Raw genomic sequence first — 12615 nt, forward strand, 5'->3', positions numbered from 1 at the left:
AATGAAAAAAGCAGCACAAAGAAGATCGAAGATTTTAGAAGTATTGGATGAGCTAGGCCAGGTAAATGTGACCGACCTTAGTCAAAGAATGAACGTTAGTGAGGTTACAATTAGAAATGATCTTGGTAATTTAGAGAAAAATAAGCTTCTTGTTCGCGCTCATGGTGGAGCATTTAAGACAAATAACCTGGCTTTAGCGGTTTCCGAAAAAAAGAGTATAAATCTGCAAGCTAAACGTTTAATAGGAAAGAAAGCCGTTACCTTAATAAATGAAAATGATTCCATAATCCTCGATTCTGGAACCACTACTTTTGAGATTTCCAGTAATTTGGGAGATTTTGAAGAAATAACAGTGATTAGTAATGCCCTGGATATTGTGAATAACCTATCGAAATTCAAAAATTTACAGGTTTATATGCCAGGAGGATATCTAAAAGAATTTTCAATGTCCCTGGTGGGGCCAATGGCTGAAAGAAATTTAAGGCAACTGTATTGTAATAAGCTTTTTTTGGGAGTTGATGGAATTCGTTCGGGAGTTGGCGTTTTTACCCATCATATGGAGGAAGCGTACCTGAACCAGATAATGATCAACATAGCGGAAGAAGTTATTGTTGTAGCTGATTCATCTAAATTCAAGAAAACTGGTCTTGCATTTATAGAAGGTTTTGATAAAATAGATAAAGTAATTACGGATGAAAATATAGAAGATAAAGATCGGGAAATGCTTCTTCAGCATAATGTAGAGGTGGTAATTGCATCCTAGTAATTTTTCTAAATTAAATTAGTTAAAAAGCATTATTTATTCTTTTCGTTACTAGTTTCAGTTTATTTTTTGGTATCAAGACCATAATAGATGGTTATGGCTATTTTATAATTCTTCTTATATCAAAGGTCCCTGGCTCGAGCCTGGGCGGGACCACTTTTAATGCCTATAAAGCCCTATGAGCAGTACGTTTGTGGGGCTTTTTTTATTGCAGGGGCGGAAAGAGGGGCGGAATGCTTTTAGAATAATTAATTAAGATATAATGTATATGTTTGTTAAATTATAATTCATGGCGCCTAACAATAAAGCCTGTAAAATATGAAAGACTGGGAGCAACTTCCGAATATTTCTCCAAAACAACTATGGCAGTTCTCTATATCGGAATTCAATGAATGGAGAAGAAAATATGATTTCCCCAGGATAGTTGCCTTCTTAAATGAAAAACTCCCACACTTTTCAGATTGGCAAAACGATCAAAAAGTTTTAACTGATGATTTAATTTATTTTGGACCCGCAAGATTTTTAAAAGGTAATCCTTCAAATTTGTTCATTATTGATTTTGATGACTTTGGTAATGGAAGAGAACAGAGAATAATTGGATACAAATCGACAGTAAGATATTATAATGATAATATAGAACGATATGGTAACTTCAGTTGCTCCAATGAAATAATTCCTTATTTCAAATGGATTCGTCAAAAAAATCACATTCCTAAAAATAGAAGTTATGGTGGTGATCTATGGGGTCAAAGTATATCTGAGGTTAAAAATGGTGCAAATGTAAGTACTTCGCTGCCTTTAGTGAAAATAGGAGATATTAAATTGGAAAATATAAATATTTCTGGCTTCAATAGTTGGGAAAATCCTGAAATAAAGAATTTCGAATTTTTGTCATTAGACCGTTTACATTTAAACAAGTGTACCTCTCATAATCCATTAAAATTAAATTTTTGTTCAGCAGATGAATTAACAATAGAAAACTCTAGAATTAGTGAAATTCACGCATATAATTCTTCAATCCTGGGTTTCAATGTAGAGAATTGTATTCTTACTTTTTGGAGTTTAGAAAATTGTAGAATTTGGAGTCAATCTCATAAAATTGAAAATATTTCCAATTCTGAAATTTATAGATGGAAAGTCGCTAACACACCTTTCTTCCAACATTACAAATCGTTAAATGTTAAAGATTGTAATTTTGTTTATAAGAAAAATGAAGAGGAAGAATTCCAAAACATAAAAAGGATTTATGCCTCTCAGGGTGATTTTAGTAGTGCAGGATCATTTTATTTTAAAGAAAGAAAAGCTCACATTTTAAGAAGGCTGGATTTCTTTGGTTATTATCGCAAAAAAATTCCTAGAAAAAATAACGTCGCGTTTTCGACCAGTTTCGCCTTGAACAGATATAAATTTTGGAGTAAAGAGTATAGTAACTTTGAAGCAACTATCGATTTCTTGAAATTGGTATTCTATAAAACTAAATTACTTCTGACCCCAAAATATTTTCTCTTACTTATCAGGAATTATGTGATTGTTTTAGGTTTAGTTTTAGACTACCTAATAAGAGGATTCGGAGAAAAACCATTCTGGATTATCCGGAGTAGTATAATTCTAATATTGATTTTCGCATCAATAGATTTTCTTTTATTTGATGTGAACAACATTACACCCAGTTTTATTCAGAATGCACAAAACTTTATTGGAAATTTTGATTATGAAAATTTGGAAGGGGCTTATCCTATATTAAAAATAAGTGAATCTTTACTTGGAATTTTCCTCATTAGTCTTTTTGTTGCGGATTTTAGCTCTAAAAGAAAATACTAAATATATAGTGATTTGTTTTTATCATCTAATCTCTTATAAATCGGTAAAGTGTTTCTATTTAATCAATCATTTTAATTTGAAGAAAGGGCTGATCTATATGATCTTTGACTTCAAACTCTTTTATAACCGAATTTAGGCGTGTAAAATTGTCCGTAAACTCCGTAGTAGTATAAAAGTCTGTGTAGCGTTCTGAAATACGCTTAGCACAGTTCCAAACCTGACATTTAAATTTGGCGTTACTCTTAGTAACGTATTTAGTGACATAAGAAGCAATAGACCTGATGTTGTTAGCATCTAATAATTGGGAAATACGATCCCTTAATATGACTTCAAACCAGGATTTTATTACAAAATACCTTAATTTTTTCCTTACTTTTACGTAGGAATCCCAAACCTACAATGGAACTTAACGATATAGAAACCGAACTTGACCTGGAACCTTTCTTTTCACAATCCCAGGATTACTTATGTATCGCTGGGTATGATGGATATTTCAGGAAAATAAATCCGGCTTTTATTAAATTAATGGGTTATACCCGGGAAGAAATATTCGCAAATCCCATTAGCCATTTTGTACATCCCGAGGATAGGCAAAATACAGCGGAAACGCGGGCTAAAATTTTGGAAGGAATACCCTTGTTGCACTTCCAGAACCGTTATCTCACGAAATCTGGAGAAATTGTATGGCTCACCTGGACCTCTATTCCGATGCCGGAAAAAGAACTGATTTACGCAATTTCAAAAAACATCACCCATCTTAAAAAACTGGAAGAAGATCGTCAATTCCGAATAAAATACCTCACGTCAAAAAATTCAGGATTAACACAATTAAGCTATACCACGGCTCACGATTTAAGATCCCCAGTAAACAACCTGATTTCGCTTGTTAATTTATTAGATCGCTCTAAAATTCAAGATGAAGAAAATCTAATGTGTCTTGAGCTTTTAGAAAAATCGATTTATAAGTTAAAAGACACTTTAAATAATCAGGTTGATAACCTTAAAGAAAACCGTTTATTAAAACCCAGTTTGGAGCCGGTGAATTTAAGAGAGGTGAGTCAAACCATTGTAGATTCTCTTCGCTCCTTGATAGAAGAGACCGGGACCAGCTTTGAGATTGACTTTTCTGAAATTGAATTTCTCCAGGTGAATAAATTTTACTTGCACAGCATTTTTCTTAATCTTATTACCAATTCTATAAAATATGCAAAACCGGGAATTCCACCCATAATCTCCATTATTTCCAGAAAGAATGAAGTCGGTTCTCAAATTCTATTTTCAGATAACGGAATTGGTTTCGATATGGAAAAAAATAAAAGCAAGTTATTTGAATTAAACCAGGTGTTTACTGATCATAAAGACAGCAAAGGGATTGGACTATATCTGGTAAAAAGTTATATGAATAGCTTAGGGGGTGATATTGAAGTTGTAAGCAAAACAGGAGTTGGAACTACCTTTACTCTAATTTTTAAAGGTTGAAAAACTTTTAATTTCAGCATTTTCAATTTTGTTATCCCCCGAAAGCTTACCCACCTTCCCGAAACCGCATATAATACTCCTCAATTTCTTCAATACTTAAATGCTGATGCACCAGGATTTGATTTCGAAACCGTAGATTTTCTCCTTTTTTAATAGCTATAGGCCCGCGCCCGGGAAATGCCATATTTTGCATACTGTTGGCGCTTCTTAAGATCCAACCCTGGTAATTTGGGAGTTCTTCGGGTTCGCCCATAATCACAATTCCTGTAATTTTGCCCAAATTATCAAAACTGCCTTTTAGGTTCATCCACGGGCCGGCCTGTACCGGTAGGTTTTGCGGAATTACAGCTCCGTTTGTAGATTCAAAAATCACATCTTCAGGGAGTTTTAACCTGGGTGAAAATCCGCCGTATCCTTTGGGATCTTCAGATCCTCCAATAGAGACTCCACCTTTTAAAGCGGTAAGCTTTATTTTAAAAGTCAGGGCATAGGTTTCCGGGTTAAATCGTTCGTAAACCAGCTCCAGGTTTTCCTTTAAAACCGGTTTTTTATCTGCTGCGCCATACCAGTAAATTTCAGCTTTTAAAATGGCAGATTTCCCTTTTATAGTGGTTTCTGTAACTTCGGCCTGCCACGAAATATCTTCACTTAACCAGGGATCTCCCACGCGTTTTCCTTCAGCATATAATTGGTGCCACGACCAAAAAATACCGTGGTGGTGTAAGTGGTCTTCAGGAAAATCTTCAGTAATAATTTCCCCGTTATTGCTATATAAAGGATGCACATAATTTGCCCTTGCGTATTTGCCATCCAGGCTTTTGGTTTTCTCCTGGTAAAAATACCGGGGCTTATCATCCTCCAGCAAAAGCACGCCCTTTTTATCCTTCTTAAATTCCAGTTCCTGGGAGAATAATTGCTGTTGAAAGCTTAGCAAAGCCAGTATACAACAAACTCTTTTGATAATCTGAAACCCGCAAAATGCGGGACACAAAAACTGGCCGAATCCAGGGCGATGATTAACTACTTGTGCTGAATGCCCGGGTTTGTGCCAAAATATAAAATGGTGAAATAGACCCATACTTGAAAAATACTAAAAACCTGCCAATCACAAATATTGATCTAGCGATATCTTTAGAGATAAATAGCGGCATGACTATTTCCCTTGTTATTTGCCTGTGGAAAACAGGCATATTATATGTTTCAAATTTATATTTTGTAGTTTTAAGATTGTAACAACCAACTAACTATTAAAATATCCAGTAAATGCGAATCCCTCTGTATATAAGATTTGTCTTTTTTGCGCTGGCCATTATCATTTTTTTTTATGCTCTTGTTGTTGCAGATTTTATCCTTATGCCTTTGGCATTGGCTTTCCTAATAGCAATTCTTCTCTTACCCATGAGTCGGTTTTTTGAAAATCTGGGGGTAGCGCGTATACTGTCAGTAAGTTTTTCTATTCTTTTGGTAATAGTTGTTTTAAGCCTGTTGAGTTTTGGGATCGGAATGCTGGTAAGTAACCTTGCGAAAGATATTACCCAAATAGATGAAAAACTGTTTGAAGTTGTTAATAGGGTACAATCTTTTTTTCAGGAAAGGCTAAATATGGAACCGCAATCAAAATCTGATTACATTAAGGACTCTATAGGAAGTATCGTCCAGCAGGGATCCGATTTTTTTACAGGCACCTTATCGGCAACCGCTAGTGTATTTACATTTGCAGTGATTCTGCTCCTGTCGGTCTTTTTCTTTCTTTATTACCGCGATTTTTTTCGGGAGTTCTTTTATAAGATCTTTCCGGAATCCTTACACGGAAAAATTTCTAATCTTCTTTTAGAAACGAAAAGAGCTGTTACCGGTTATATAAGTGGATTATTATTGATGATGCTTACTGTGGGAACCTTAAACGGCCTTGGTCTTTGGATCCTGGGTGTTGATTATGCACTTTTATGGGGAGCACTTTCTGGTCTTCTGGCGGCGATTCCCTATATAGGAGTAACCATTGGCGGTATTCTGCCTATGCTCTACACCCTTGTTGCTATGGACTCGCTTCTGTATCCACTGGGAGTAATTGGGGTTTTTGGTTTTGTGCAATTTTTGGAAGGAAACTTTATCACCCCTAATATTATGAGCAGCAGGGTGAGTCTGAATCCCTTTGCTGTCATTATCGCTATTTTTATTGGAGAAAGTGTGTGGGGAATCGGAGGGATTATCCTGTTCATTCCTTACCTGGCTATTCTGAAAAATGTTTTAGACGAATTTGAAACAACAAAACCTTTTGGATTTCTGCTAGGTAACCCCCATGAGTCCGATGAAGGAAACAATAGTTTACTTGAGAGATTCAAAAATAAAATAGGATTAGGGAAAGGGGAATAATTTTTTAAGACTGTTCATTAGCAGATTTTTTCATTTTAATTCTCTCATTATTCATTATTATTAAAAACAGGAATCATTATAAATTTTCCAGGTAGCAAAAGCCTATATTAACCAGTAATTTCCGTTTTTTGCTAAACTATGCGTTTACTTGCCTTGTTTTTGTTTTTCAGCTTTAGCCTGTTTGCTCAGGAATTGCCGCCAGTAACCAATTTTGACCCCGGAATTTATACTGCGGGGAACCAAAACTGGATGATGGCCGAGGCGTCAAATAATCATATTTATGTCGCCAATAACCTGGGTTTACTCAGTTATAACGGTGAACACTGGAATCTGCATAAAGTTCCCAATGCCAGCGCAGTTCGCTCGGTTTTAGCTGAAAATGAAAGAATTTATACCGGTTCTTATATGGATTTCGGTTTTTGGAAAGAAGATGATAAAGGAGAATTAAATTATACCAGCCTTACCAATCTTTCAGAAGACGAGGTCCTGGACGGGGAGCAATTCTGGCATATTGAGGCGCTGGGAGATTATATTGTTTTTCAAAGTCTGCGCCGACTTTATAGCTATAACAAGGAAACGCACGAGATAAATACCATCACGGCAAGTAATATTATTTCGAATTTATTCCGGGTAGAGAATAAATTATACTACCAGGTGGCCGAAGACGGGTTGTACGCCATAGATAACGGGGTGATAGAACGCGTTATTCCAAATGCCACCATTCAGGATAAGCCACTTGTTGGGCTTTTTCCTTTTGAAGAAAATAAGATGCTTGCCGTTACCCGGGACGACGGACTTTTTACTATTGAGGGTGATAACTGGCAGCCTTATGTATTTGAAGATTATCCTTTAGACGAAAGTATTTTTACCGCGAAATTGCTGGAAGATCAAACCCTTGTGTTGGGAAGCATCGGTAATGGGCTTCATGTTTATAATTTGGAGACTTCACTTAATTATCAGTTGCTGCAACCGGTGATCAATAACAATACGGTGTTATCGATTATGGAAGATAAAGCCGGAAATATTTGGGGCGGGCTCGATAATGGCCTCGTGCTTATTAATCGTAAGAGCCCGTTTCGATTGTTTACTGATATCTACGGAAAAGTAGGGACCGTCTATTGCTCCTATCAGTTTAATGACGATTTATACCTGGGAACCAACCAGGGTTTATATATTAGAAATGAAAATTTACAGGAATATGAATTTATTTCCGGCACTAGCGGGCAGGTGTGGAGTATCAACGAAATAAATGGAAAACTCTATGCCGGCCACGATCGTGGAGTTTTTGCAATAGAAAATAATACTGCTTCTCATATTTTTGATGGTCCCGGCGTGTGGGAAATCAAAGCTTTTAAAAATGGATTGCTTCAAGGCCATTACGATGGTCTTAGTTTTTGGGAAGATGATAATTTTGAGAACGATCCGCAGTATTTAGAGAATTGGGATCTTTCTTCCCGGAACCTCGTGGTAGAAAATGATTCTACTATTTGGATAGGGCACGATCATAAAGGAATTTATAAGTTGAAAATAGATTCTGAAGTCAGTGGAGTGCAAAGCGAGCAGAATTATAGCGTTTCTTATCAGGGCGGAATGGGCTTAAAAGTCTTTCAGTTTAATGATTCTATTTATTATTCTACCGAAGATGAAATTTATAAGTATGATCCCTCTGAAGATGAATTTCATCAAAATAACGATCTGAATAATTTAATTGAAGAACCAAGAATTACCGGAATCTCAAAGGTTTTACCAGATAATACCTGGTGGAGTTTTGGCCGCGATAACCTTATTTATGTAACCCGGGACGCTTTTCAGGACAGGTTGAGTGTGAAATCGGCGGCAATTCCTTTAGAATATAGAAGTATCGCGAAAGGTTTTGAGAATATCTCCCTAATTGGTGAACGTGAATATTTGGTGGGTTCTAATTTGGGATACACGATGTTTTCTACCCCATTAGACTTTCCGGATATGGAAGATCTTAGTATTAATAAGGTTTCCACGGCTGCATTAGAAGAAGATTTTAAAAGTCACAAATTGAACTTTGATCAATTAGAATTACCTAACTCGGTTAATAATATCCATTTTGAATTTAGTATTCCGGCATATTCCAAACTGGCAAAACCGGTTTACAGTTACCGAATTAAAGGTTTTAGCCAGGGCTGGAGTGAATGGCAGCCCAACGGTAATGCTACTTTTGAAAATATGCCTTCCGGCGATTATGTTTTCGAAGTGCGCGGAAAATATGATAATGAGATCAGCGAGACAGCATCTTATGCGTTTAGCATTGCGCTTCCCTGGTATGCTACCACCACGGCAATAATAATTTATATTTTACTTTTTTCTCTACTCATTTTCGTACTTCATAAAATTTACACGGGGTATTACCGAAAGCAGCGAGATAGGTTAATGGAGCGTAACCGGAAGAAACTTGAGATAAAACAGTTAGAATCTCAGCAGGAAATTATCACACTTCAAAATCAGAAATTGGAGTCAGATATGGCTTCGAAGAACCGGGAACTTGCTGCCTCGACCATGAATTTAATTAAGAAGAATGAGTTTTTAAATGAACTCAAGAATAAATTGACCTCTGCAAATGGTGAGGCTGATATTCAAAAAGTGATTTCGGTTATTAATAGGAATATTGCAGAAAAGGATAACTGGAAATTGTTCAAAGAAGCTTTTGATAATGCCGACAAGGATTTTTTACAATCGGTAAAAGAAAAACACCCAAATCTTACTTCCAACGATCTTAAACTTTGTGCTTATTTAAGGTTGAATTTATCTTCAAAAGAGATCGCTCCATTGCTAAATATTTCGGTGCGAAGTGTTGAAATAAAACGATATCGTTTGCGTAAAAAGATGGAATTAGACCATGATCAGGGTTTGGTAGAGTACATCCTTCAGTTTTAAGTACTTAACATTTAGGTTTTTTACCTCAACATCACCTCAACATTTTGGCTAAATAGCCTAAAATCAAGACTACAAAGAATATTTTTTCAATGTGCTTATTCTTCAATTTTAGAGCGCTATAATACTGAATTCGCAAATTTCTCTTCTTTTAATTTTCATGTTGAAGTATTGTAAAGGTGCTTTTTCCTTGACCTTAACAATTAATTGATACATTGAATTCGAATTAAAATCTCAAGAAATGAATAAAATACTAGTACTAATTTTGTTTTGTATAGGAACGTTCTCCTTACAGGCACAAACCTTTTCGGTTTCGGGAACCGTAGATGAAGCCGATACCGGTCTTCCGCTTCCCGGAGTAAACATTATTGTAAAAAACACTGCTAATGGAGTAGTGACCGATTTTGACGGAAATTACACTATTAATGATGTTTCAGCAGGAGATGTTTTGGTGTTCTCTTATGTTGGTTTTCTTCCGCAGGAAATTACTGTAAGTGAAAACCAGGATGTAATAAACGTGTCTTTAAAGACAGATTCTGAAGCTTTAAGTGAAGTAGTGGTAATTGGTTATGGAACCCAGCAGCGTAAAGATATTACCGGTGCGGTTTCTGTAGTTTCCAATGAAACTATTGAAGATCTAAACCCTATTAAGATTGAACAGGCCCTGCAGGGTACTGCAGCCGGGGTTAATGTAACTCCGTCTTCGGGTGCACCAGGAGCGGGAATCAATATAAACATTCGTGGTATCGCTTCCAATAGTGAAAACGGACCGCTTATCCTTATAGATGGTTACCAGGGCGATCTAAATACTATTAACCCTAACGATATTGAATCTATTTCTATCCTTAAGGATGCGCAGGCTGCTATTTATGGTATCGCCGGTGCTAACGGGGTGGTTTTAGTAACTACTAAATCGGGTAAAAAGAATACTGCTCCTTCTATACAATACGATGCTTATGTAGGGATACAGGAAACTTCAAGAAAACTTCCATTGCTTAATGCAACCGAATACGGTTTGCTTTTGAACGAAAGTTATGCAAATAATGGTCAGGCCTTGCCTTTCCCAAATGTTAGCGAATTAGGAAGAGGAACCAATTTTCAGGATGAAGTTTTCGATACTTCTCCAATTATGAGCCATAACCTTACCCTTAACGGAGGCTCAGAAAAAGTAACTTATTCTTTCGGAGTTTCGCACCTTGATCAGGAAGGAATTATTGGTGCTGAAAAATCTGATTTTCAAAGAAGCACCGCCAGGTTTAATATTGGAGTAGATATTTCAGATGCATTCACCTTTACTGCAAATTCTATTTATACCAGTATAGATAGAAGATCTATCAACGAAAACGGATTGGGTTCGGTACTTTTTAATGCCTTGAACATTCCGCCAACTTTTGGTCGCGATCAGGAAGACCTTGAGGGTAGATTAGGTAACGAGATCATTAACCCACTTTCACAAATTGAAAACACGTTTAATGACTATAACCTGAACAAATTCAATGGCTCTTTTAGCCTTGATTATACACCGGTAGAAGAATTAACCTTTACTTCCAGAATTGGGTATAGTCTTTCTAATTCTAAAGGAAAAGACTTTGCGCCAATTATAGACTATGGGCCGGGTAAAGTATTTAACAACGTACGTAGTACGGTAAATCAAAACAGAATTAACGATAATTCATATACGTATGACCTTTTCGGAACTTACGAAAACACTTTTGATGATACACACCACCTAACCGGGACTGCCGGGATGACGGTAATTAGAAACTGGGGAGATGGTTTGTATGCAACAGGTTACGATGTTCCTAATAATTCCTGGGACTTTGCTGACATAAGCTTGACTACAGGAACAAACGATGGTTTAAACAACAGTGCTTATAAATATGATGTTAGGAAATTGTCTTTCTTCGGAAGGTTACAATACGATTATAAAGGTAAATACCTCGTTTCTGGGATGCTTCGTAGAGATGCTTCTACCAGGTTTGGTCCTGAAAATCGTGTAGGATATTTCCCTTCTGCAACTGCAGGTTGGATTCTTTCAGAAGAAGATTTCTTAAGTGATTCTAACGTGATTTCTTTCTTAAAATTAAGAGGAAGTTTCGGTATCCTTGGTAATGATGAGGCCGGTGGAGCAGAATTTTACCGTTCTCTCTTAAACGGAGAAGCTACTTATGTTCTGGACGGCAACCTTGTAAACGGTACCGCTTTGGGTAGAATTGCTAATCCCGCTTCAGGTTGGGAAGAGGCTGAAAAAACCAATATTGGTATAGATCTTAGGCTCTTAAATAACAGAATTGATATTTCTGCCGATGTATTTAGAGAAGATCGTAAAGATCTTTTGGTTGCTGGGATTCCTGTTTCCGGGATTTTTGGTGGCGGGGCACCGGGATCTGGTGCACCAACCATCAACGCGGGAACTACCCGAAATGAAGGTTTTGAATTTGCGATAAACTATAAAGAAAACTTTGGAGATGATATTCGTGTTGGAATTGGATATAATGCCACTTTCCTTAGAAATGAAGTAACCGAAGTAAACGGAACAGAATTTCTGCCAGGCGGGCAATTTGGCGTGGGACAACCACAACCGGCACGTTTCCAGGAAGGTTTCCCAATTGGTTATTTCTACGGATACAAAACCGACGGGATCTTTCAATCACAGGCTGAAGTAGATGCGCATCCTTCTCAGGAAACCCTTGGAGCAGCTGCTTCTCCGGGAGATATTCGTTATGTAGATACAAACGGTGATGGGGTGATAAATGTGGACGACCGTACCAATATTGGCGATCCTATTCCAACCGCTACCATGGGTATAAATTTTAATTTCAACTATAAGAATTTTGACTTTACCACTTATACCTACGCTTCTTTAGGAAATGATATGGTAAGAAATTACGAGCGTAATCAGCCAAACGTAAACCGTCACGCATACTATCTGGAAAGATGGACCGGACCGGGAACCAGTAACGAAGTTCCACGTGTAACAACAGGTGCTACTTCTAATGTTGCTTTTTCTGATTTTTATGTGGAAGACGCTTCTTACGTAAGAATCCAGAATGTTCAGTTAGGTTATAGTTTGCCTGAAACATTTTTGGACAGAGCGGGAATTAACCGATTAAGAATTTACGCTTCGGTGCAAAACCTCTATACGTTTACAAATTACCAAGGTTTTGATCCTTCTGCCTCAACCGGGGAAGCCATTGGTGGCGGGATTGACTACGGGTTCTATCCCGTACCAAGAATTTTCCTTGCAGGACTAAATCTTAACTTTTAAAAAATCG

At 36.9% G+C, this 12615-nt stretch carries 7 protein-coding genes; 6 read left to right on the forward strand and 1 reads right to left on the reverse strand.

Annotated features, from left to right (window positions below; all coding sequences use genetic code 11):
- Position 1 precedes the first annotated feature (1 nt).
- From LB465_RS08695 to LB465_RS08705, 3 genes are all read left to right on the forward strand, one after another.
- Complete coding sequence (locus tag LB465_RS08695) at positions 2-763, forward strand: DeoR/GlpR family DNA-binding transcription regulator (protein ID WP_224469360.1); 762 nt, start codon at positions 2-4, stop codon at positions 761-763.
- Between the two features lie 318 nt (positions 764-1081).
- On the forward strand, positions 1082-2584 hold the full coding sequence (locus LB465_RS08700) for a hypothetical protein (RefSeq protein WP_224469362.1): 1503 nt from the start codon (positions 1082-1084) through the stop codon (positions 2582-2584).
- Between the two features lie 399 nt (positions 2585-2983).
- Positions 2984-4063 (forward strand): sensor histidine kinase, encoded by a 1080-nt coding sequence (locus LB465_RS08705; protein WP_224469364.1) that lies wholly within the window; start codon positions 2984-2986, stop codon positions 4061-4063.
- 46 nt (positions 4064-4109) lie between these two features.
- Here the strand turns inward: LB465_RS08705 and LB465_RS08710 are convergent, their stop codons facing one another.
- Complete coding sequence (locus LB465_RS08710) at positions 4110-5141, reverse strand: DUF6807 family protein (protein WP_224469366.1); 1032 nt, start codon at positions 5139-5141, stop codon at positions 4110-4112.
- Positions 5142-5326: 185 nt separating this feature from the next.
- Between LB465_RS08710 and LB465_RS08715 the strand changes: the two genes are divergently transcribed.
- The 3 genes from LB465_RS08715 (at position 5327) to LB465_RS08725 (ending at position 12608) form a co-directional block, all read left to right on the forward strand.
- Positions 5327-6436, forward strand: coding sequence for an AI-2E family transporter (locus tag LB465_RS08715; RefSeq protein WP_224469368.1), 1110 nt, complete (start codon positions 5327-5329; stop codon positions 6434-6436).
- 138 nt (positions 6437-6574) lie between these two features.
- Complete coding sequence (locus tag LB465_RS08720; RefSeq protein WP_224469370.1) at positions 6575-9343, forward strand: helix-turn-helix and ligand-binding sensor domain-containing protein; 2769 nt, start codon at positions 6575-6577, stop codon at positions 9341-9343.
- A gap of 238 nt (positions 9344-9581) precedes the next feature.
- Positions 9582-12608 (forward strand): SusC/RagA family TonB-linked outer membrane protein, encoded by a 3027-nt coding sequence (locus LB465_RS08725; protein WP_224469373.1) that lies wholly within the window; start codon positions 9582-9584, stop codon positions 12606-12608.
- Positions 12609-12615 lie beyond the last annotated feature (7 nt).

This window comes from Salegentibacter lacus (assembly GCF_020164555.1).
Classification (GTDB): Bacteria; Bacteroidota; Bacteroidia; order Flavobacteriales; family Flavobacteriaceae; genus Salegentibacter; species Salegentibacter lacus.

What these genes read in the sequence shown, in the direction of transcription:
- LB465_RS08725 (WP_224469373.1), top strand. Translation starts at nt 9,582, where the DNA reads ATGAATAAAATACTAGTACTAATTTTGTTTTGTATAGGAACGTTCTCC.
- LB465_RS08710 (WP_224469366.1), bottom strand. Translation starts at nt 5,141, where the DNA reads ATGGGTCTATTTCACCATTTTATATTTTGGCACAAACCCGGGCATTCA.
- LB465_RS08700 (WP_224469362.1), top strand. Translation starts at nt 1,082, where the DNA reads ATGAAAGACTGGGAGCAACTTCCGAATATTTCTCCAAAACAACTATGG.
- LB465_RS08715 (WP_224469368.1), top strand. Translation starts at nt 5,327, where the DNA reads ATGCGAATCCCTCTGTATATAAGATTTGTCTTTTTTGCGCTGGCCATT.
- LB465_RS08720 (WP_224469370.1), top strand. Translation starts at nt 6,575, where the DNA reads ATGCGTTTACTTGCCTTGTTTTTGTTTTTCAGCTTTAGCCTGTTTGCT.
- LB465_RS08695 (WP_224469360.1), top strand. Translation starts at nt 2, where the DNA reads ATGAAAAAAGCAGCACAAAGAAGATCGAAGATTTTAGAAGTATTGGAT.
- LB465_RS08705 (WP_224469364.1), top strand. Translation starts at nt 2,984, where the DNA reads ATGGAACTTAACGATATAGAAACCGAACTTGACCTGGAACCTTTCTTT.